Below are 23,071 nucleotides of genomic sequence, written 5' to 3' on the forward strand. Positions count from 1 at the left end.
TTATGTTTTAAAATTTTCATAAAATACTGGTGTTAAGAAATTAAATCACGCATTAACTGTAATAGATTCGGAAAATCATTCTAAAAATTTTGAAGCTTTTGCTAATGAAGCAATGCTCAAAATGACATTTAGATTTTTTTTCTGTCTATAATCAGTTTTATCAATGCATTGCGGTTTTGATTTCATCTAATTTTAAATTCAGATGAACTCTGTAATATTCATTATCCTGAGTAATGGTTAGTTCGTGTGCATTTGGATAAAGCAGATCAAGACGGCTTTGGATATTGACTAATCCAATTCCTGAATTTTCAGGGTCTTTCACATAATTTTCGATTGTATTTTCGATCCAGAAATCAAGATTGTGATCTGTAATTAAAATTTTAATCTTTACGTGAGCAGCTCCTTTATAATCAGTTCCATATTTGAAGGCATTTTCGACAAAAGAAATCAATAACAAAGGCTCAATAAATTTATTTTTAGTATCGCCATGCACATTGATAACAATGTCTTCAATATTGTTTAATCTGAGTTTTTGTAATTCGATATAATTCTGAATATAATTGACCTCTTTTTCTAAAGCCACCGTTTTATTATCTGTCTCATACAGCATATAGCGCATAAGTTCAGACAATGTCACGATGGCATCAGGGACCAAATCAGATTTTTTGTGTGCCAAAGAATAAATACTATTTAAAGAATTAAATAAAAAATGCGGATTGGTTTGTTTACGCAAATAGATTAATTCTGTATTTGTTCTGTGTGTTTCGGCAATCAGTTTATTTTGCTGATTATTATAAAATTCAGTTAGTGTTCGAATAATTGCAGAGATGGTAATAATCAGAATGTAGAAAAATGAAGGGCCAATTTTAAAAAAAAGTGGCTGTTTCATCATTCTTGGATGCATTCTGCCTTCCCTAGGAAAAAAATGCGGATCCTGAGGAAAAGTTCTCGGGGGCATTATATTCTCTGGTCTTAAATGTCTAAATTCAGGAATAAAATAATTTAACCTGATAACCATAAAAAGTGCAATTAAACCAAAGGCAAACGTAAAGTAAAGCCAATATTTTTTTTGCAATAAATACTGAGGAACCAAATAAAAATAGTTCAGGTAAAACAATACAATTCCAGTTGACCATTGGGCATAAAAATCATTACTGATTTTAAAAGGACTTTCATAAAACTGAATTAACGAAGTTAAAATAAAGAAAACCCATATTGCACAATGGAATAGAATTTTGTTATAGCCAGTATTTTTAATGGTATCGATCTGCATTTACAATTTTATTTTTAATAAAATTAAATCTTTTTCGGTTACTGTTGGAGATAAGTTCTCTTCAAGTTTATCTTTTACAAGATCGGCTACTTTTAAAGCATCTCTTTCTGTTGCAAAACTTTTGTTTTCACTTATAACCGGAATAACGGTCTGTTTAATTAAAGTTTTTTCTTTATAGCTAATTGTATATCCCCATCCAGAATTTGTTCTAAATGTAGAAGTTTTTAGTGTCTCATTTTTTTTGCATGAAGCAAAAAATAAAAGAAATGCTGTAAATATTAAAATCTTCTGGATATTGATCCAGAAGATTTTTTGAGTATTAATTGTCATCATCACTTTGTTCGTCTAACGGTTTAAACTCCCAGGCATCGTCAAAATATGTAGAACCAATTCGGCCTAACATATAGAACCCTCTGTTGTTAATCGCAAAACCAACAGCGTCTGTTCTGGTTGCACCCTCCATGGGAGTTCTTTCTTCCCATAAATCAGTAGTTGGGTTATATTCCCAAACTGTTTTTACATTTTCACCTCCAACAACATATCCTAGTCCATTCATTGAGAAACTAGAAGCGTTTGAACGAACAATAGCATAATCATCGTTGTATGAGTAATCGTCGTCTGTATCTTTGTCAATATCTCTCTTTTTAACCCATGCATCTGTTGATGGATCAAATTCCCAGAAATCTTCCTGATATGTTCCGTTGTTTGAACCTGTAACTAAATAAGCTTTGTCTGCAATTACAAATACAGTAGCATTACGTCTTTTATTTCCAGGAAAACCACTTAAAAGTGTCCAAGAGTTTGCTTGATCATCATATTGATAGAAATCTTTTAAGTAATTTCCGTCGTAACCTGTTCCGAAATAAGCTTTACCGCCAACCTGAAAACCTACAGCTGCATAACGAGCAGTTCCAGCAAAATCAGCTTTCTGAGTCCAGCTGTTGCTAGTTGGATCGTATTGGTAAAAATCTTTCAGTTTATTGGTTCCGTCATAACCAAGACCAACATATCCTTTTTCGTTTAATGCGAAGCTAGAAGCAGAACTTCTTCCAACTCCTGTAAAATCAGCTTTTTGTTCCCAATAATCTCCAGATGAGTTGTAAACCCATAAATCTTTTAAATATTCATCTCCAGTATAACCACCGACAACATATGCGAAATCTCCAATAACGAAACTTGTTGCGCTAGATCTTGCTGGACCGTCAAAGGCAGATTTCTTAATCCAGTTTCCTACTAAATCATCGTCTTCGTCATTACTGCAGCTTAGAAAAAAAAGGCTCGAAAAAAGCGCTGTGAATAAAATTCCTTTTTTTAGATTAATCATAGTTTATTTAATTTATTGTTTGTATTTGATCCCTATTCCTAAAACGTAACCATTTCCAGTATTATAATCGTATACTTTATGGTCACTGCTGTCTAATAAGTTGTATTTTTTATCAAAATCGTAACCTGCTTTGAAATTTAAAAACCAATTGCCTCCAACGTTTCTTTCGTATTCCAAAGCCGATGTCATTTGTGATAAAACAGCTTTTTCAGCATTATTATCTGCATTGATGCTTTCGTCTAAATGATAAAAATTTCCATTAAAACTGTTCGTTAAACTGAATTTGTTTCGAACATTATTTGAATAAGAAATTTTCGAATCTGGAAAACCAATTCTAAAATCGGTTTTGTCATTCATTTTATAATCAAAACCCACAATTGGTGTGATTTTTGGCGCTCCAAAAATCGACGTTCGCCCAGCTCCAACTGTTACATTTACTTTTGAACCAATCTGCTGGCTGATCGCTAAACTTCCTAAAACAGTAAGATCCGAAAAATCTAAATTGCTCTGAAAGTTTGCCGTTGGAACAATAGAAAACTGCCATTTTGTTTTTTCTGACATTTCATACGAATATTCAAACTTGTTTTGAATCTGGTTGAATTTATCCTGATCTTCATAAAAGTTGTATGGATTAAATTCGTAATTCACCTTTAAATTTGAATACTCTAATGTGTTCGCTATTTTGCTTTTTGTTCCTAGTTCTTTTTGATAAAAAATAGCAATGTCTGTTTCGTTAAAATTTATTTTATCTGTTGGCTCAGTTTTGAAATTCACATTGACGCTGAAATTTTCTTGAGCTTTCAAACCTAAAACTGAAATCAAAAAAAGAGAACAAATTAAAAACCGTACTTTCATTATTTATTTTATTGGCTCAAAATTAGGTGGATGGCCCTCTTAAAAAAAAGAAGATATATATATGACCTGTTTTGATAGACAAAATCCCCCTTTTTAAGGTCGAATTAAAATTTGAGAACGGAATTGATATTGTAGATGAATTTGTGCAGTCTGTAGCTTAAAAAAGCGTGATAGTATATGTTATAGTGTGTCGCCAGAGTGAGCAATTTATATTTGCGCAAAAATTAGATTATGCGCAAGTTTATATTGATACTGCTTTTTGTACTGAGCTTATTTTCATGTGGAACAGATACAGACACGGGTGAATTTACAGTCGGATCAGATTATTTGGCTTTGAGTAATAAAGTGGTCTTAATCGATACCGTTACAGTCGATATGTCAACTATAAATTTTGACTCGCTGGCGACTTCAAATAGAAGTAGAATTTTAATTGGAAATTACGATGATCCTATTTTTGGAAAAGTAAAATCTGATAGTTATTTCCAGCTTTCTACGAGTACTTATGCTTTAACAAGCGTGGGATCAGATACAGAATCTGTAAACTATGTTTTCGATTCTATTTCTATGATTCTTAAATACGATCGTTATTATTATGGAGATACCACAAGGGTACAGACATTTAATATTCATAGATTAACTCAAAGGGTTAAGCCAAACACAGAAGATGATAATTTCTATAATAATTCAACTTTGAGTTATAGCCCAGAAAGCCTTGGGACAATCTCATATAGACCCAGACCATTACAGAAAGATTCTATAAATATCCAAATGAGTAAGGAATTTGGAGAGGCACTTTTTTTAAAAATCAAAAAAAGAGAAATTACAGACTATGATAGTTTTACAGAATATTTAAAAGGATTAGTGCTTGTACCTGACACCGGAAATTCTTCAAGTGCTATTGGTTTTAGTGTTTCAACAAGTAAAGTGCGATTGTACTATTCAAAATATCAGGCAGATGATGAAGCGGATTCTTATATTCTCGACTTTCAGATTTTAGATGCCACAAAACAGTTTAATTCTATATCGTCAGATAAAACGGGTACAATCCTTCAAAGTCTCCCCATTTCGACCAGTAAATTATCCAGTACATTAACAAACAATCAAGGATATATTCAGTCTGGAACTGGAGTGGCTTGTCGAGTCGATTTTCCAAATATAAAGCAGTTTAAAAATATTTCCACTAATGGAGCTATTGTCGATGCAGAATTGATTTTGAAACCCGTCAATAATTCTTATTCAGAAAAATATCCTTTAGCAGATTCTCTCACTGTTTATGTTGGAGATAATTTAAATCGAATAAGCGGTTCGCTGGTAAATTCAGCTGGTACTGCGGTTTATGGTAAATTGAGTCAAAAGAGCGACGAGTTTAATGAAAATGTCGGCTATTCTGTTTCCATTGGAGCCTTTCTGCAGAAAGAAATGCTAAAGGAATCTGATTCGAGGTCATCACTTATTTTAACCTTACCAGGAATTGCACAGTCTGTTAACCGACTAGTTTTGGGAGACCAAAAGCATTTGAACAATAAAATTCAGCTGAAAATTTATTACATCTCTTATTAATGAAAAATAAAATTGTTTTATGGAGCTGCTTCCTATTAATGTCGCTGACTTCGTTTTCTCAAAGTATTTCTAGTTCGCCATATTCACTGTATGGCGTCGGAAGTTTATATGATTCAGATTTTGGTTATCTGCCTTCAATAGGTTCTTCAGGAATTGCTTTGCCATCAGATACTTTTATCAATAATTTGAACCCGGCATCGCTTGGGTTTATGTATCAAAATCACTTTCTTTTTGATATTGGAGGAAAAGCCATTTCTACGACTTATCAAAGTAGTTCTCGAACAGAAAAACGAAATAATTTCCAGTTTTCTCATTTGGCTTTTGCATTTCCAGTAACTAAAAATTCAGGTTTTAGTTTATCGCTTCGTCCATATTCTAGTTCTGTTTTTAAAATTTCGAATTTAAAACTGCCAATTGCAGATAGTCAGGAGTATTATTATGTAAGCGCAGAAGGATCGGGTGGATTAAACAATTTAGATTTCTCATACGGATATAGATTAGGAAAGAAATTGACGCTTGGAGCAACTGCAACCGTACTTTTTGGAAATACGGTTGATGATCGTGCTTTTTTGGTTTCAAACGCAATTACAACCATAAGCAAAACAACTGATTACAGCGGAGTTCGTGCAACATTAGGAGCGCAATTTAAAGTAGATTCGACTTTTACAGTAGGAACAACATTTAAAGTTCCTGCGAAAATAAATGCATCAAAAGTACAGTCTGTAACGAGTATTGCAGACGAAGTTCAATCGTCTATTGAAACAGATGTAGCTTCAGACGTTGACGATTATTACATGCCTCTCGAAATAGGATTTGGAGCTAGTAAACGCTTTAAAAATAATCTGAATGTGACTTTAGATTACGAAAAGAGTTTTTGGGGAAGTACAAATCAGTCTGAACTTTATGGAGAATTTGTAAATCAGGATCGTTTTGCTCTTGGATTTACCTACAGTTCAAAAAAGAATGCACGAAAATATTGGGATAGAATAGGGTATGCTGCAGGAGTAAATTATGATACAGGTTATCTTGAAGTAGATAGTCACCGAGTTAATAATGCCTCATTCTCAGTCGGACTTAATTTGCCAATTGAAAATACATTTTCATCTCTTAATATTTCCTATTCTTACGGGCAGAAGGGTAGAATTGCAAATGATTTAATAAAGGAAAATTACCATAAAATATCACTCAATTTATCGTTGGACGGAATTTGGTTCGTCAAGCGAAAAATTGAATAAAACTCTAAAAGTCTTTTTTGATTACGGGATATTTGTATTCTAAAATAGACTCTAAGACTTTAGGGTCAGAGTTAACATAAAATATAGGATCGTTATCTGTACTTTCAGAAAAACCTACCTTATCTTGAAGCAGATTTTTAGTCTGACGAGCAACAGCTTCTCCTGAATCTATTATTTTAATATGATCTGGGAGAATTTTTTTTATCTGAGGAATTAGATAAGGATAATGGCTGCATCCTAAAACCAAATAATCAATATTAGCTTCGATCATTGGCTGAAGGTAAGATTCTAATAATTGTGTCATTTCTGGTGAATACAAATTGCCATCTTCGATAAGCTGCACAAGTCCGTAGCCTACCTGTTCAATGATTTTGGTATTCTGAAACATTTCGGCAGTTTTATTAAACAGCTCACTATTTAGGGTTCCTTTTGTTGCAAGAATTCCAATTACTTGTGTTTGAGAATTGTTTGCTGCAGGTTTAATTGCAGGTTCAATTCCAACAAACGGAACATCATAATCTGCACGAAGTTCAAAGATTGCATTTGTTGTTGCAGTATTGCAGGCAACAACGATTAATTTGCAATTATTCTCGAGTAAAAACTCTACATTTTTTTTGCTTAAAGCAACAATTTCCTCTTTACTTTTCTGACCATAAGGTGCATTTTTGCTGTCAGCAAGATAAATGGTTTTTTCGTTTGGAAGAAGATCATGAATAGCGCTCCAAATTGAAGTTCCGCCAATACCAGAATCAAAAACGCCTATAGGATTGTTGTTTGTCATAAAGCAAATTTAATATTTTTTGAGTATAAATTGTTACTCTAAGTTAAGTCAAATCTAGAAAAAATACCAACGATTAATTTTAATTTTTTGTAAAAAAAAACTGCTCAAATTATATAAATTGAGCAGTTTAATTATAGAGATTTAATTTCTTAGAATCCTAAATCTTTTTTAACGTCAGCAGTGATGTTTGGACCATCAGCTAATAATAAAGTAGAACCATCTAAGATGTATTGGAAACCTTTAGCTTTTCCAACTTTTTGGATAGAAGCTCTAACTTTTTCCATTAAAGGTTTTACGATATCAGTTTCTTTTTGTTGTAATTCTTTTTGAGCATTGTCTCTGTAATCAACAATTCTCTTTTGCATATCTTGAACCTCTTTAGAACGCTCACCGTTTACAGCATCAGTTACTGTTGCTGCTTCAGCTTCGTACTTTTTGATTTTTACTTGATATTCGTCAACCATTTTTTTGTATTCAGCATCATATGTACCACTTAATTTTTGCAGTTGATTTTGAGCATCTAGCATAGCAGGCATTTTCGACATGATCTCGCTTACATCAACATGAGCTACCTTCGCTTGTGCGTTCATTGTGTTACTTGCTCCTAAAATAAGAATTGCAGCAATTAGTAAAGTTTTGATTTGTTTCATCATTTTTAAAATATTAATTAATTATTGGTCGTATTTGTTTTTTGCGTTTCGGCCTCTTTTGCTTTTTTAGCCGCTTCTCTTTCTTCTAAAATTTTCTTTCTTTTTTCTTCCAATTCTTTTTTACGTTGTTCGTAAAGTAATTGTCTTTCTTCAGCTTTCGTCATTGTAGGCTGTTCAGCCGCTGGTGTTTCTCCAGTGCCAGTTGCAGCAGGTGTTGCAGTTTTAGCAGTAGAGCTTGTTTTTGCAGCATCTGTTGTTGTTGCTGGCGTTTCTGTCGCTGTTTTAGCTGTTCCAGAAACCGTGCCATTTTTTTTAGCTTCTCTTTCAGCAGCTAAAGCATTTCTTCGGTCTTCGTATTCTTTTTTCTTAGCTTCTTGTTCTAATTTTCTGTCTTGAATTAGTTTCTCTCTAGCCGCCTTCTTTTCGTCAAGTGCTTTTTGACGATCAGCCATAGCTGGATTTTCGTCAATTGCATTTTCAAGATTTTCTTTCGCTTCTTGTTCTTTTAATTGTTTTTTCGTTAGCTGCTCGCGTTTCTCTGTACGATTTAAAATCCTTAAAACCTGATCGCTAATGTCAAATCTTTTGTTACTGAAAAGCATTGTAAGATCTGATGATTTGTCAAAAATAAAATCATAATTCTTTGCTTCTGCAATATCCTGAACAGCAGTAAAAACCTGATCTTGGATTGGTTTTGCTAATGCTGCTTTCTGCCTCATTAAATTACCATCAGATCCAAATTGTTTCTGCTGATAATCCATCATTTCTTGCTCCAGAAACTTAATTTCAGTTTCTCTCTCTTCAATTAATTCCTTAGTAAGTAAAGCTTTTTCTGTTTTTAAACTTTCTTTAAGGTTGTTTATATTTAATTTTTTAGCCTCAACTTCTTGTTTCCACTTTTGAGCTTTTTGCTCTAATTGTGATTTGGCTTCTTTATAATCGGAAACATTTTCTAAAATATATTCCATGTCGATGTAGCCAATTCTAGTCGTCTTTCCTTGTGCCTGACTTGTATTTGCTACAATCAAGGCTAAAAATATAAATAAAAATTGTTTTCTCATAACATAACTTTATTTGATGATTTTTAACCAAACGTTATTTCTTTAAAATTGTTGTCCAATAATAAAGTGTGTTTCCCAGCCATTAGCTTTTGTTTGTCCAGGAAGAGCGTCAAATCCGTAACCAAAGTCAATACCTAATAATCCAAATGCAGGCATGAATACACGTAAACCAGCACCAGCAGAACGATTTAAGTCAAACGGGTTGTAATCTTTGAAAGTTGGATACGATGAACCAGCTTCTAAGAACGTTAATGCATAAATCGAAGCAGATGCTTTTAATGTAATTGGATAACGTAATTCCATTGAGAATTTGTTATAAATTGTAGCTCCAATTGCATCACCGGCAGCGTTTACTGGAGTTAAAGAGTTGTTTGGATAACCTCTCAACTGGATAGTTTCTCTACCATCCATAGAGTAGTTTGCCATACCATCACCACCTAAGTAAAAACGCTCAAACGGAATTACACCTCTTTCTTGGTTGTAAGCTCCTAAGAAACCAAATTCTGTAAGTGTTCTTAATACTAATTTTCCATAAACTTTAGTATACCAATCTCCTTTGAATTTAACTTTATAGTACTCTAACCAATTGTATTTTTTCTGATCGACTTTTGCTACATCTGTATCTGCACTTCCATAATCAGAACCAACACTTACATAACCAGTTGTTCCGTTTACTGTCTCTGTTTTAACATAATCACCATTGTTAAGTGGTTTTCCGTCTACACCACTTCCTGATGTTCCAGTGTATTGTGTTTTGTATTCTTTTTGATTTTTTAAATCACCATAATCAATTCCATTAAACAATGAATAAGGTGGTGTAACTTTCGCAGAGATACTAAACTCAGAACCGTAAGTTGGGAATATCGGGTTTACCCCTTTATTACTTCTTGAAAGTCCGATAGTATAAGCTAAGTTTCTTGATGCACCGTTACCAAAAGTAAATAAACCTGTATTATAATTGTTCAAATCATAGTGCTGATAACTCACAGATTGTGATAACACAAAGTAGTCATCTGGCACAGTTAATCTTTTTGCTAAACCAACTTGGACTGTAAAAATATTAAAACTTTTGCTTCTATCAACAGTTCGGGTGATATAATTGTTAAGAAATTGCTTACTATATGAAATAGATGAACTAAACTGTACAGGTTTCTTTCCTCCAAACCAAGGTTCTGAGAAAGATAAACTATACGTTTGGAAGTATGTACTTCCTTGTAAACGAAGCGCAACTTTTTGTCCATCTCCCATTGGTAAAGGCTTGTAAGCTTCTTTGTCAAATAATTTTCGAGCAGAGAAGTTGTTAAACGAAAGCCCTAAAGTTCCAATGAAACCTCCACCGCCGTAACCTCCTTGAAGTTCGACCTGGCTAGATCCTTTTTCTACAACATTATATTCAATATCAACAGTTCCAGCTCCAGCATCTACGTTCTTAAATTTAGGATCAATTGCCTCAGGATCAAAGAAACCTAATTGTCCGATCTCACGGATAGTTCTCACTAACTGCTCTTTACTGTATTTTTCTCCCGGTTTTGTTCTTAACTCACGATAGATAACATGGTCGTTTGTTTTGTCGTTTCCAACAACAGTAATTTTATTAAAATATGCAATTGGACCTTCTGTAACTCTAATTTCAAAATCGATTGTATCGTTAACCGTTTTTACCTCTACAGCGTTAATATTCGAGAATAAATAACCGTTGTTTTGGTATAAATTGGTAATGTCTTCTGCGTCTGGTTTTGTCTTATCAGCAATTCTTTTTTCTAATAAAACTCCATTATAAGTTTCTCCTTTTTTGATTCCTAAATAGCTGTTTAAAAGGCGATCTGAATAAACTGTGTTACCTAAGAATTTAATGTTTCCAAAGTAGTATTTATTTCCTTCTTCTACATTAATCTTAATCGCAAGAGTGTTTTTTTGTTTGTTGTATTTTACTGAATCATAGATAATTCGGGCATCACGATATCCTTTTTCTTTGTAGGTTGCGATTACTTTTTCTAAGTCAGTTTTGTATTTTTCTGGGATAAATTTAGACGCTTTAAAAACTCGGATAAAGTTTTTCTGCTTTGTGTCTTTCATTGCAGCACGCAATTGATTTCCTGTAAGTTGTTTGTTTCCAATGAAATCAATGTTGCTGATTTTTACTTTATCTCCTTTGTCTATCCTGACAAGCATATTAACTTGGTGACCGTTAATAGTGTCTGGAGTATTTGTTATAGTAACTTTTGTGTTATAAAAACCTTCTTTTTTGTATTTGTTTTCAATATAATTTTTCGTGGTCGTAATTAAGTTTTCATTGACAATCTTGTTCTTTGTCAAGTTATTATCTTTAATTAAACCTTCAACTTTGCTCTTTTTAACTCCAACGAATTTAACTTCGTTTAATTTAGGAAGCTCTACGATATCAAGATCTAAATAAATACTATCATTTTCTATTTTGTTAACATAGAAAGCGATCTCATCAAAAAGACCTAGTTTGCCTAATTTTTTAATTGCGCTACTGATTTCTTCTCCAGGAACAGTGATTTCCTGTCCTTTTTGAAGGCCTGAAAAGGTTACAACAGTCTGTTCATTGAAGCTTATTTTACCAACAACAGAAACTTTGGCTAGAATATATTTTTTCCCTTGATCAAAAGGAACTCTTTCTTGTGCTTTAATTTGTGAAAAACTACCCAAAAGTAATAGGGTAAGGACTATTTGTATTTTTTTTTGCAACACTAAAAAATTATTTAATTTGTTCACTGGTTTTTCCAAATCTACGTTCTCTTTTTTGATAACTAATAATAGCCTCATATAAATCTTGGTCTTTAAAGTCTGGCCACAAGACATTAGTAAAATACAATTCTGCATAGGCGATCTGCCAAAGCAAAAAATTACTTATTCTATGTTCTCCACTTGTTCGTATTAATAAATCTACGTCGGGTAAATTTTGCGTGTAAAGATGCTCATTTATAATTGAATCGTCAATAGTGTCTATTGAAATTATATTATTTTTAACTTTATCACTAATTGACTTAATAGCATTTACCAGTTCCTCTCTAGATCCATAGCTTAAAGCGAGCGTAAGTGTTAGGCGAGTATTATTTTTGGTTTTGTCCATAACATCCAAAAGTTCTTTTTGGGCTGTTTTTGGTAATTTATCAAGATTTCCAATTGCATTAAGTCTGATATTATTTTCTTGAAGGGTAGTAAGCTCTTTTTTTAATGAATTTACCAATATTTTCATCAATGCCTGAACTTCCAGTTTTGGACGATTCCAGTTTTCTGTCGAAAAAGCATATAGAGTTAAATACTCAATACCCAATTTTGCAGAGGTTTTGATTATTTCTTTTACAGATTTTGTGCCATTTTCGTGGCCAAACGCGCGCAAAAAGCCTTGTTGTTTTGCCCATCGTCCGTTACCGTCCATGATAATGGCCAAGTGTTTAGGTAAGTTTGTGTGATCTATTGATTCTATTAAATTCATTTTTATTCTGGGCAATAGCAAGGTTTCTGTCCAAAGGTATATGTTAAAGTAATACCTGAAAAAACATACCAGTCATTATTATTTAAATTTCCAAATTTTAAAATATCTGGATTACTTGTATTCGGATTGCTTCCGTCAATGTTGTCTGTAAAAGTATAGCGTACTCCAACTTCTGCTCCTAAAACGAAACGTGGACTTATATTCGATTTTATACCTAATATAATAGGTATAGCAAATGAGCTTTTATTTTTTTGCGCGTATATTACGTTTGGACTTGTAGTATATCGGTATAAGTTGTCGAAGACAAAGAAATTTAACCCTGAAAAAATGTAAGGGGTTATCTTTGTATGATAATCGTGCAAATTAAAATCGAAAAAATTGAATTCTAAACCAGCAGAAAGTTCTTTAATATCGTTTTCAAAACGGTAGCCTCGTTGGTTTCGGCCCGTTTCTTCAGACTTGAAGTCATTTCCAATAATGCTAGATTGTGTGTATGAGAATCGCCATGCATGTCTTGGGCTTCTATTCCATTTGTATAAAATACCAAAGGCTGGTTTTTCTGGGGCAATATAAGTTGTTTTACCAACATCACCTACAAAGTTACTTCCGCCAAAAAAAACACCTATCTCATTTATCTGAGCATTAAGTGTAATAAAGGGGAAAAAACATAACAATAAATTAAAAATTTTCTTCATTTAATTCAAAATTGCGTGCAAATATAATAATTATCGATCCGAATCAAAGTTCCTTTGTTTAAATGTGCTTTTTTTTCAATTTACGTTATGATTTTGAGCCATTTAATGATGATTCACTACATGCAGAACGAGAAAATGTGGTATTATCGTATAGTGGGTAATCAGAAAAGAGTTTAATTTCTTTTATCTTCTCCCCAGAGCAATTTATTTCTTAATGTTTTTAAGAAAGTTTCGCCTGGTATTTCAACCATTTTTATGTTATAATCTGTTTTTTTAATTTTTAAAATAGATTCATTTTTTACCGAAGAAATTCTTGAATCTAAAGAAACTAAATATTGATCTTCTCTTCCTGTTACGCGTAGTGTGATTTCAGTGTCATCAGGAATAACAAGTGGTCTGGCAGTTAAATTATGAGGGGCAATAGGTGTGATTACTAAACTCTTTACATCTGGTGTTAAAATTGGTCCGCCACAGCTCAAAGAATATCCAGTTGAACCAGTAGGAGTAGAGATAATTAAACCGTCTGCCCAATAAGAATTTAGATATTCGTTGTTTAAATAGGTTTCGACTGTAATCATCGAAGTTGTATCTTTTCTACTCACTGTAACTTCGTTCATTGCAAAGTTAAGTTCCTCGAAAGCTTCATTTTTAGGATCGGCAGTTAGTCCAAGTAAAGTTCTTTCAGACGTTGTATAGTTCTGATCGATTACATATTGCAACAAACTTTCAATATTTTCTTTTTGAACTTTAGCCAGAAAACCTAATCTTCCTGCATTAATACCCAATAATGGAACACCTGAATTACGAACAAAAGCTGCGGCTCTTAAAATAGTTCCGTCACCACCAATGCTTATTAACATTTCAAAACTATTGTCCAAAGCGCTGTTTGAAGGAAAAGTTTTGTACTCTTTCTTAACTAGCTGTTTTTCGTAAAGCATGTTAAGAAAGTTTTCTTCAATTACCATCTCAACATTATTGGTGTTGAAAAACTTGAAAATGTCTTTTATAATTGGTTCAGTACTGTTCTGATAATATTGTCCGTAAATGGCTATTTTCATTCTTTGTTAAATTAGAGAATTTGTCAATTTGTCAATTAGAGAATTGTGAAATGCGAAAATCATCTAATTAACTAATTTTCTTATTGGCATATTCATAACTTATATATTAAGATACTTGTCTAAATAATCCGATCGTTCTTTTAGGCTATTTATATAGGTGTCTTCCTGATGTTCTGAAATAATTTCATAACCATACCTTCTGTAAGTCTGAATGATTTCATTAATCGCTCCTAAACCTATTTTTACAGTAATTTGAACGTTTTCTGAATCGGCTTCAGACACAAAACATCCTAAAACTTTACCATTATTACTTTCTACAATTTGGGTAGCCTCACTCATTGAATAATCTAAAAGACCTTTTTGAACAATAATAATTGCTCCTGGCTCTTTTAAAAATGGAGTTTCCTGAAAAAACTTCATGATATCTTCCATTTCATAATAACCTACATAGTTATTATTTTCGTCAAGAATTGGAAGAAGATTAGTGTGGTTTTTAGCAAAAACTTCAAGTACGTCTAGCCAAAGCATAGATTTTCTTGCAAAAAAATGTTCTAAAGTATATTTGTAGTCAATTGCTTTTTTTTCAATGTCAAATGTCTCAACATCATCAGAAGAGATACTTCCTATAAAAATACCATCTTCTAAAATCGGAAAATGAGAAAAATTCACATCAATAAAAAAGTCCTGAATCGATGCTATCGTCTCCTGACTATCAATCGCTCTGAAATCATTTGTGATATAGTTTGTAATTTCTGTCATAAATCAATTGAAGATATTTGATGCAAAATAATCAAAAAATACCGAAAACCGCTCTGTTTTACTTTGTATTTTTGTCGTAACAAATATAGTGTTACTAGAATTAATTATCTATTTATATGACAAAGTTAAGTGTTAATATCAATAAAATTGCAACGCTTCGTAATGCACGAGGCGGAAATGTTCCTGATTTATTAAAAGTAGCTGTAGATATTCAGCGATTTGGAGGGCAAGGAATTACGATTCACCCACGTCCAGATGAGCGTCATATTCGCTATCAGGATGCGCGCGATTTGAAAGCAATTATTACGACAGAATATAATATTGAAGGAAATCCGCAGCATAATTTTATTGATTTGGTTTTAGAATGTAAACCAGATCAGGTTACATTGGTTCCAGATGCAATTGGTGCAATTACTTCTTCTGCGGGCTGGGATACCATTAAAAACCAAGAATATTTGACTGAAGTTATTCAGGAATTCCAAAAAAATGGAATCAGAACGTCGATTTTTGTTGATCCTATTTTGGAAATGATTGAAGGCGCTAAAAAAACAGGAACAGATAGAATCGAATTATATACTGAATCTTTCGCTCATCAATATAGTTTAGGAAACGAAAGAGGAATTGATCCTTATGTTGAAGCAGCTAAATTGGCAAACGAATTAGGTTTAGGAATCAATGCTGGACACGATTTGAGTTTAGATAATATCAAATTTTTCAAAGAAAATATCCCTGGTTTATTAGAAGTTTCTATTGGGCATGCTTTAATTTCAGAAGCGCTTTATCTTGGTTTGGATAATACTGTAAATATGTATTTGAATAAATTGAAGTAAGATAAAATTAAAAACAATTATAACCTGATGTAATTGGGTTATAATTGTTTATTTTCGCACTTTTCTTATTAAAATCCAAGTGTCGAAATTAATTACATTCTTTTGTTTCCTTTCTTTTTTCAATGTATTTGCACAATCAAAGGCGACCATTTCTGGCAATATAAAATCTTCTGAAAACGAAAATTTAATAGGTGTCAATATTTCCTTTAAAGCAAAAGATTTTCAAGCTTTTTCTATAGCCGATTCTCTTGGCAATTTTTCGGTAAATGTTCCTTTAGGTGAATTGAAAATTAAAATTGATCAAGCAGGATATATTCCGCAAGACATTCAATTTAAAGTTAAGAAGGATACTTTTGTTTCAATTGTTTTAGAAAAAGATATCGCACATCTAAAAGAAGTTATCATTTCTAACGATAAAAAAAGTGCCATAACCAATCTCTCTAACGGAAAGCTTTCCTTTAATGTAAAAGAATTATCATCTGTTCCGACTGTTTTAGGAACAACAGATATTATAAAAATTTTACAGCTAACTCCTGGTGTTCAAAATTCGGGTGATGCCAATGGTTATTTTTATGTTCGTGGCGGAGATCCTGGCCATAATGCAATTTTATATAATGGAACTCCTATTTATGGAATGTCTCACTTGCTTGGGATTTTTCCATTTTACAATGCAGATCATATAAAAGATGTAGAATTTGATAAATCAAGTTCGAATGCAAAATACGGCGGACGATTAAGTTCGACAACTTTGTTGAATTCAAATAAAAAACTTCCATCTGAATTTGGCATTCAAGGAAATCTTGGAATTTTAGCTTCTCAGCTTAGTATTGCGGCTCCTTTTAGCAGTAAAACAGGACTTTATATTTCTGGACGAAAAACGTATATCGATGAAATTGTTGGCCCAATCTTGAAATCAGGATCAAAAAGCAATGATGTTCAGGATATGAAATACGGTTTTTCTGATGGTAATCTTACTTTTTTATCTCAAGTTTCAAAGAATAATTTGTTTGTTATTGATGCCTTTGCAAGTGGCGATGAATTGAAAATTAAAGACGAAAACCTAGCGCTTAAAACAAGTTTGAAATGGAGTAATTTTACAGTTTCGCCATCTTTAATTACCACAATTTCTCCTAAGGTTAGCATGTCAAATGCTGTTTATTTCAGCCAATATTCAAATGATTTAAAGATGGAGCAGGCTACAATTGAATTTGAAGTTTCTTCGTATGTAAAGGATTTTGGATTTATAAATTCGGTACAATATTTCATTAAAAATATTCCAATAGAATCTGGACTTCAATATGTCTATCATAATTTACAGCCACAAAAGGTAAATGTTGAAAATTTTGCAACAACCAATAATAATATTCAAGATAAGATTAATGCTAATGAAGCGGCAATTTTTACAAATGCAAAACCAAGAATAACTGAAAAGTTAGTGGCAGATTTAGGACTTCGAATTAATTATTATAATTCAGGATCAGATTCTTATTTGCATTTTCAGCCTAGAATAGTGTTGAATTATTTTGCAAGCGAAAAATATTCTTTCTACGCATCTTATAATAAACAATATCAGTATTTAAGTTTAATAACAACTTCGAGTGTCGGAATTCCGACAGATTTTTGGATTGCAAGTTCTGATGGTATAAAACCGCAATCTTCAAATGAATTTTCAATTGGTTCAAATCAAAATCTATCCCGAAATTGGACTTCTTCTTTAGGAGGATTTTATCGTTCGATGAAAAATTTATTGGAATATCCTTATGGAGTGACTCAGTTTAATGAAATTACAACTTTTAAAAATGATTTGTATGTTGGGGAAGGAAAGGCCTACGGCCTTGAAACGATGCTTAAAAAAAGCAACGGAAAGTTTAGCGGTTGGTTAAGTTATACCTTAAGCTGGTCTGATCGAAATTTTGATGAATTGAATAATGGTAAAACTTACTTTGCAAAGTATGACAGACGCCATAATCTTTCTTTGGTTGGAATGTATGATTTGAATTCAAAATGGAATTTTGGACTTACTCAAGTATTCAGTTCTGGAAACCGATTTACAATGCCAACATCTTGGTATTTTATTAATAATAATCCAGTTAAGGAATATTCAGGATATAATAATGCGCAAATGCCTAATTACATTCGAACAGATATTTCGGCTAATTATTATTTCATTAAAACAGCTAAAAAAGAAAGTGTGTTTAATTTTTCAATTTATAATACTTTCAATATTGCCAATCCAATTTATGTGGTTTTAGATGTTGAAGTAAACGAAAATAAAGATAAAGTAGTGGTGTCTCAGAAAGAGAAGGTTTTATATCGCATTCTGCCTTCTATTAGTTGGAGATTTAAATTTTAAGAAATATGAAAAAGTATTTGCTTTTGCTTTTAGGTTTAGTTTTGATAAGCTGTTCGAATAATGATTTTACCACGGAAAAAAGTTTGGAGTCTAAAATTGTAGTCGAAGGCTGGATTGAAGAAGGAGATATTGCCAATGTCCAGTTATCTACAAGTATTCCCGTTACTGACGTTATTGATTCTACAAACGTATTGAATCACGTAATTAGGTCTGCAAAAATCACGATTTCAGATGGTGTAAACTCTGAAGTTTTAAGGGTTAAAAATGATAAAGACAGAATACCTCCATTTGTTTATTTTGGTTCAGCTATAAAAGGAGAAGCGGGAAAATCATATTCATTGAAAATTGAATATTTAGATCGCGTTATTGAAGCAGTGACAACAATTCCAGAAAGTGTTACGCTAAAAAATGCCGAATATATCAAAAGAAATCCTGCAGATACAACAGGTTATGTTTTTGTAAAATTTGATGATCCAATTAGTCAGAAAAACTATTATCAGATTGCGACTAAAATTGAGGGTGAAGAACCTATTTTTGTTCCTGCATTTTACGGAAATTTAGATGATAAGAATTTTGAAACTTCAGCTGTTTCAGTGCAAATAAATAGAGGAATAATATTATTTCCTAAAACTAAATTCACGCCTTATTTTGCAGATGGAGATTTAATTCATGTAAAATTAAGAACGCAGACAAAAGAAGCTCTAGATTTTTGGAACAGTTGGCAAAATGAAATTGTGAATAGCCAAAATCCAATTTATCCTGCCAACATAAGCTTGAAATCAAATATTAAAGGCGGAATAGGAATTTGGGCCGGATATGGACAAAGCACTATAATTGTAAAAACTCCTCCTAAAAAATAAAAAGCCGGTCTGAATGGTCAGACCGGCTTTAAACTGTAATTCAAAAATATTATTTTTTCTCGAAAGCTTTAATAAACTCTTCAAATTTAGCTTCGAAATTCGAGAACCCTTCAGAGAAATAAGCGCTCATTTCAACTTCTGTGCTATCACTGAATTTTAAGTAATAAACTTCGTCAAGATAAGGTTGAGTAAAAGATTCTCCTTCATTAGTCCATGAACTCCAATATCCATTTTCTTCATCCCAAACAGGTAAAGTGAAAGTATATTCACCATCTTTTTCAGAATGTTGAACGATATCAGCGATTTTTGTTCCGTCTTTTTTAGATACTAAAATTAATTTTATGTTTTTGTTGAAATTAGCTGCAGTACCTTCAGATATTTTTTTCTCGTATGCATTTAAAGCAGTGTAATATGCTTTGAAATCGCTATCAGCTTTGTCGTATTCTGGGTGAGTAGGGCGAACATTAGCGCTTTCTAAAGCAGCATCATCAGCAGCTTCTGTAGCTAAATCCATATCAGCAAGAATTACAAAATTGTCCATTAATGTAAACAATCCATTCGCTTTACCTCTATATTGAACAAGTTCATCATTGTCAATTAATTTGTCAATTTCAGCATTACTTCCAGCATTAAACGTAATTAAGTTTTTTCCATTGAAAGTAAGAGATGCTTTAGAAGTATTTTGTGCACCTTTTACAGTACTCATTTCCCAAGTGTAACCATCATTTAAAGTCACTTTATATGTAAAATCAGTAGGAACCTCTTTACCGTTAGCATATTTTGCAGTTTGTGCAATAGTAGCAGCTTGTGCGTTGTCGATTGTTAAAACAGCATCTGCTGATGTTGGTAAATAAAACCAGTCATTTAATTCTGGAGTTATAGGTCCATATTGTTGAGTTTCTTCATTCCATCCCCATTCTGCATAAGTGTCAATAATTTGAACTTTAACATCAGATGAAGTGCTTTTTGCAGAAAATACTGCATTGTTTGTAGTTTGCCCTTCTTTAGCAGGGAAAACAAATTTTAATTCAGTGCTTGAAGCAGTTTTAGTCCATGCTTTTCCTGTGCTATTCCAAGTATAGATACCATAAACACCTGATACTGTTAAAGCTTCTTCAACACCATTTCCGCTTTTTCCGTCAAAAATGTCAACGCTACTTTGGCTAAGTAAACGAGATAAATTTTCTAATGCTTCAATTGCGCTAGAACTTTTAGTTTTGTCTAATTGTACTAACATATCGTTAGCTTCAGCTTCTAATTTTACTTTTTGCTGAGAAGGCGTTAAATTAGAATACGGCTGTTTTACTAAAGCAGCAATTTGCTCTTCTAAAGTTAATTCTGTTTCTGGTGTTGTTTCGTCACCGCTTTCGTCACTTGAACAAGAAATTGCTAGTTGCGAAAGAACTAAAGACATTAAAAAAATTTTTTTAATCATGATTTGGTTGTATTAAAAAATTAAGGTTGAATTTGAGGCAAAAGTAGTTAATATAAACCGAATGTCTTTACGGGAATCCGTAAGCCTGTAAATTTTTTTCTAATAAAATTAAATCAATAAAATTTCTTGTAGAATAATTAGTTTTAGAGATTAATTGATAGTTTTTTACATTTGTAAACAGAATTTTTTATAAATAAAATTAAATGTTATACTCAAAAATAGAAGGCGAAGGAAAACCGTTCATTATCATGCATGGATTTCTTGGTATGTCTGATAACTGGAAAACACTTGCTGGACAATATGTAGAAGCTGGATTTCAAGTTCATATTTTAGATTTAAGAAACCACGGACGCAGTTTTCATTCAGACGAATGGAGTTATGAAGCAATGGTTCAAGATGTGTACGAATATTGTCAAGCGAATAATCTAACCAGAATTGATATTCTAGGGCATTCAATGGGAGGAAAAGTGGCGATGCTTTTTGCAACGACACATCCAGAAATTGTAGACAAATTGATTGTGGCAGATATTGGTCCGAGATTCTACAAGCAGCATCATCAAGATATTTTGGCAGGATTAAATGCTATTGATTTTTCGGTAAAACCGAGTCGAAATGATGTTGAAGCAACTTTATCACAATATGTTCCAGATTTTGGAACTCGTCAGTTTTTATTGAAAAACCTATATTGGGCAGCACCTGGACAATTGGCTTTTAGATTTAATCTAGAAGTTTTTAATAATAATCTGGACGCAATTGGAAAACCTCTAGCAGATGATTTAGTTTTTGATAAACCAACTCTATTTATTCGTGGAGGAAACTCTGGATATATTCAAGATGAAGATGTTGACGGAATTCGCAAGCATTTTCCAAATCTAACATTAGAAACTATTCCAAACGCTGGGCATTGGCTTCATGCAGAAAATCCTAAAATGTTTTTCGAATTGACAGCGATGTTTTTAAAGGAATAAAAACAGTTTTGCTAAAAAATTTATTACTTTTAAATAAATTTTAAACCTGAAAAACTATGAAATTATTACTTAGACTTCTTGTTACGGCTGCCTTGGTTTTATTATTGTCTAACATTTTAACTGGGGTTCACGTTGCTAGTTTTGGTACCGCTGTAATTGTTGCAGTAGTTTTAGGATTGCTGAATATCTTTATTAAGCCAATTTTAGTATTGCTAACTCTACCAGTAACGTTTGTTACGCTTGGTTTATTTTTATTAGTCATAAATGCTGTAATTATTTTACTGTGCACAAAAATTGTTGGAGGTTTTGTAGTCGATACATTCTGGACAGCACTAATATTCAGTATTATTTTGTCTATACTTCAATCTCTTACTTATAAAATATTAGGAGACGATAAATAAAACAATTGAAGAGATTAAAACAGCTTCAAATACAATAGATTAAAAACTTGGTTGGGTTGCAAAAATTTTATAATTTTGCAACCCAATTTTATTATGTAAATTAAAGAAGAAGATGGATATTAAAAGAGTAGCAATAGACGCAGTTAACGAGACAATTGTATTGAACGTTGTTCATATGGATTATAAAGGTCAAGTAGCAAAAAGAATTAACGAAAAAATGCCTTTAGCGCAAGTAAAAGGATTTAGAAAAGGTGCAGTGCCTAAAGATCTTGTTGAAAAACAATACGGAAAAGGTATTAAACAAGAAGAGATTAAAAAAGTAGTTGATTTGGCTTTAGAGCGTTATATTCAATCTGAAAGATTAAATCTTTTAGGAACTCCTCTTGCTAAAGTAAACGAAGATTTTAACTGGGACGCTGAAGAATTAACTTTCGAATACGAAATTGGTTTAGTGCCAAACTTCGAAATTAATTTAGAAGCTAAAAATGATATCGTAAAATATATCGTTACTGCTGATGATAAATTAATCGACGGACAAGTAGAGCGTATCCAAAAACAATTCGGAAAAGCAATTCCTCAAGATAAAGTTGAAGCTGATTCAGATTTAACTGGAACTTTCTCAAGTGAAGAAAACGGAATCAACAATACAACTACAATTTCAGTTAGCGCTTTCAGCAAAAAAGCTGGAAAACAATTCGTAGGTAAAAAAGTTGGAGATGTTGTTACAGTAAGCACAAAAGGTTTATTTGATGACGATCACCAATTAATGGATTACTTAAAAGTAGGTCACGAAGGTGTTCACGGTTTAGATGTTGAAGTAAACTTTACTATTTCAGCAATCAATGGTTCTGAGCCAGCTGAATTAAACCAAGAATTATTTGATAAACTTTTTGGTGAAGGAAAAGTAGCTTCTTTAGAAGATTTAAAAGCTAAAATTAAAGAAGATGCTGAAGCACAATTCGCACAGCAATCAGAGCAAAAATTATTATTAGACGTTCAGGATTTCTTAATCGAAAACACAAAATTCGATTTACCAGCTGAATTCTTGAAAAAATGGTTACAAACTGTAGGAGAGAAAAAATTAACTCCAGAAGAAGCAGAAGTTGAATACGCAAGATCTGAAAAAGGTTTACGTTTCCAATTAATCGAAGGAAAAGCTTTAGCTCAAAGCAATATCCAAATTACATTTGAAGATTTGAAAGAGTTTACGTCAAACGCTATCAGACAGCAAATGGCTCAATTTGGTCAAACAAACCCAACTGACGAAGAAGTTCAAGGAATCGTGGCTAGAGTTTTATCTAACCAAGATGAAGTAAAAAGACTTTCTGAGCAAGTTGTAGCGGCTAAAATGTTAGACATCTTCAAAGAAAAAGCTAACCCAACCACTAAAGAGGTTACTTACGAAGAATTTATTGCAGCTTCTTACGGAGAATAAATTTAAGTCTGAAAGTCAAAAGTTCTAAAGTCGAAAGTTAAGAAGTCTACTTTTTAAAAATTAAGATTTTATTAC

Annotated in this window: 21 protein-coding genes; 8 read left to right on the forward strand and 13 right to left on the reverse strand. The window is 32.4% G+C overall.

The window, feature by feature from the left end:
- Positions 1-160: 160 nt before the first annotated feature.
- The 4 genes from DM444_RS02920 to DM444_RS02935 are packed head-to-tail and all read right to left on the reverse strand — an operon-like array spanning position 161 to position 3,452.
- Positions 161-1,273 (reverse strand): sensor histidine kinase, encoded by a 1,113-nt coding sequence (locus DM444_RS02920; RefSeq protein ID WP_111283813.1) that lies wholly within the window; start codon positions 1,271-1,273, stop codon positions 161-163.
- Positions 1,274-1,606, reverse strand: coding sequence for a DUF4907 domain-containing protein (locus DM444_RS02925; RefSeq protein ID WP_239455568.1), 333 nt, complete (start codon positions 1,604-1,606; stop codon positions 1,274-1,276).
- A complete protein-coding gene (locus tag DM444_RS02930; RefSeq protein WP_111283817.1) occupies positions 1,593-2,597 on the reverse strand; it encodes a Kelch repeat-containing protein in 1,005 nt (334 codons plus the stop codon). The genes DM444_RS02925 and DM444_RS02930 overlap by 14 nt, the downstream gene beginning before the upstream one ends.
- A gap of 12 nt (positions 2,598-2,609) precedes the next feature.
- A complete protein-coding gene (locus DM444_RS02935) occupies positions 2,610-3,452 on the reverse strand; it encodes a DUF6268 family outer membrane beta-barrel protein (RefSeq protein WP_111283819.1) in 843 nt (280 codons plus the stop codon).
- 231 nt (positions 3,453-3,683) lie between these two features.
- On the opposite strand from DM444_RS02935, the gene DM444_RS02940 reads away from it, so the two are divergent.
- Complete coding sequence (locus DM444_RS02940; RefSeq protein ID WP_111283821.1) at positions 3,684-5,012, forward strand: DUF4270 family protein; 1,329 nt, start codon at positions 3,684-3,686, stop codon at positions 5,010-5,012.
- Entirely contained in the window at positions 5,012-6,247 is a 1,236-nt protein-coding gene (locus DM444_RS02945; RefSeq protein WP_111283823.1) for an aromatic hydrocarbon degradation protein, read from the forward strand. The genes DM444_RS02940 and DM444_RS02945 overlap by 1 nt, the downstream gene beginning before the upstream one ends.
- Before the next feature lie 4 nt (positions 6,248-6,251).
- On the opposite strand, the gene murI is transcribed toward DM444_RS02945, so the two are convergent.
- The 8 genes from murI to DM444_RS02985 all read right to left on the reverse strand — a co-directional run bounded on the left by murI (position 6,252) and on the right by DM444_RS02985 (position 14,714).
- A complete protein-coding gene (gene murI / locus DM444_RS02950; protein WP_111283825.1) occupies positions 6,252-7,028 on the reverse strand; it encodes a glutamate racemase in 777 nt (258 codons plus the stop codon).
- A gap of 149 nt (positions 7,029-7,177) precedes the next feature.
- The gene (locus DM444_RS02955) at positions 7,178-7,681 is read right to left on the reverse strand and encodes an OmpH family outer membrane protein (RefSeq protein WP_204251661.1); all 504 of its coding nucleotides are present in this window, start codon (positions 7,679-7,681) and stop codon (positions 7,178-7,180) included.
- 14 nt (positions 7,682-7,695) lie between these two features.
- Positions 7,696-8,739 (reverse strand): OmpH family outer membrane protein, encoded by a 1,044-nt coding sequence (locus DM444_RS02960; RefSeq protein ID WP_111283827.1) that lies wholly within the window; start codon positions 8,737-8,739, stop codon positions 7,696-7,698.
- Between the two features lie 42 nt (positions 8,740-8,781).
- Positions 8,782-11,529 carry a BamA/OMP85 family outer membrane protein gene (locus tag DM444_RS02965; protein ID WP_111283829.1) on the reverse strand — a complete coding sequence of 916 codons (2,748 nt, stop codon included), beginning with the start codon at positions 11,527-11,529 and terminating at the stop codon, positions 8,782-8,784.
- On the reverse strand, positions 11,462-12,202 hold the full coding sequence (locus DM444_RS02970) for an isoprenyl transferase (protein ID WP_111283831.1): 741 nt from the start codon (positions 12,200-12,202) through the stop codon (positions 11,462-11,464). Before DM444_RS02970 ends, DM444_RS02965 begins: the two co-directional genes overlap by 68 nt.
- Before the next feature lie 2 nt (positions 12,203-12,204).
- Complete coding sequence (gene porG / locus DM444_RS02975) at positions 12,205-12,897, reverse strand: type IX secretion system protein PorG (RefSeq protein WP_111283833.1); 693 nt, start codon at positions 12,895-12,897, stop codon at positions 12,205-12,207.
- Positions 12,898-13,070: 173 nt separating this feature from the next.
- Entirely contained in the window at positions 13,071-13,955 is an 885-nt protein-coding gene (locus tag DM444_RS02980) for an NAD kinase (RefSeq protein ID WP_111283835.1), read from the reverse strand.
- A gap of 99 nt (positions 13,956-14,054) precedes the next feature.
- Positions 14,055-14,714, reverse strand: a complete 660-nt coding sequence (locus tag DM444_RS02985) for a CBS domain-containing protein (protein WP_111283837.1) — start codon at positions 14,712-14,714, stop codon at positions 14,055-14,057.
- Between the two features lie 116 nt (positions 14,715-14,830).
- Between DM444_RS02985 and DM444_RS02990 the strand changes: the two genes are divergently transcribed.
- The 3 genes from DM444_RS02990 to DM444_RS03000 all read left to right on the forward strand — a co-directional run bounded on the left by DM444_RS02990 (position 14,831) and on the right by DM444_RS03000 (position 18,757).
- Entirely contained in the window at positions 14,831-15,544 is a 714-nt protein-coding gene (locus tag DM444_RS02990) for a pyridoxine 5'-phosphate synthase (protein WP_111283839.1), read from the forward strand.
- Positions 15,545-15,623: 79 nt separating this feature from the next.
- Positions 15,624-17,897 (forward strand): TonB-dependent receptor, encoded by a 2,274-nt coding sequence (locus tag DM444_RS02995; RefSeq protein WP_111283841.1) that lies wholly within the window; start codon positions 15,624-15,626, stop codon positions 17,895-17,897.
- 5 nt (positions 17,898-17,902) lie between these two features.
- Entirely contained in the window at positions 17,903-18,757 is an 855-nt protein-coding gene (locus DM444_RS03000; RefSeq protein WP_111283843.1) for a DUF4249 domain-containing protein, read from the forward strand.
- Positions 18,758-18,806: 49 nt separating this feature from the next.
- On the opposite strand, the gene DM444_RS03005 is transcribed toward DM444_RS03000, so the two are convergent.
- The gene (locus DM444_RS03005; RefSeq protein ID WP_111283845.1) at positions 18,807-20,192 is read right to left on the reverse strand and encodes a hypothetical protein; all 1,386 of its coding nucleotides are present in this window, start codon (positions 20,190-20,192) and stop codon (positions 18,807-18,809) included.
- A gap of 203 nt (positions 20,193-20,395) precedes the next feature.
- On the opposite strand from DM444_RS03005, the gene DM444_RS03010 reads away from it, so the two are divergent.
- From DM444_RS03010 to DM444_RS03020, 3 genes are all read left to right on the forward strand, one after another.
- Positions 20,396-21,160, forward strand: a complete 765-nt coding sequence (locus tag DM444_RS03010) for an alpha/beta fold hydrolase (RefSeq protein WP_111283847.1) — start codon at positions 20,396-20,398, stop codon at positions 21,158-21,160.
- A gap of 56 nt (positions 21,161-21,216) precedes the next feature.
- Positions 21,217-21,561 (forward strand): phage holin family protein, encoded by a 345-nt coding sequence (locus tag DM444_RS03015; RefSeq protein ID WP_111283849.1) that lies wholly within the window; start codon positions 21,217-21,219, stop codon positions 21,559-21,561.
- Positions 21,562-21,673: 112 nt separating this feature from the next.
- Positions 21,674-22,996: a trigger factor gene (locus DM444_RS03020; protein ID WP_111283851.1), complete on the forward strand. Its 1,323-nt coding sequence runs from the start codon at positions 21,674-21,676 to the stop codon at positions 22,994-22,996.
- Positions 22,997-23,071: the final 75 nt, after the last annotated feature.

This window comes from Flavobacterium ginsenosidimutans (assembly GCF_003254625.1).
GTDB classification, from domain to species: domain Bacteria; phylum Bacteroidota; class Bacteroidia; order Flavobacteriales; family Flavobacteriaceae; genus Flavobacterium; species Flavobacterium ginsenosidimutans.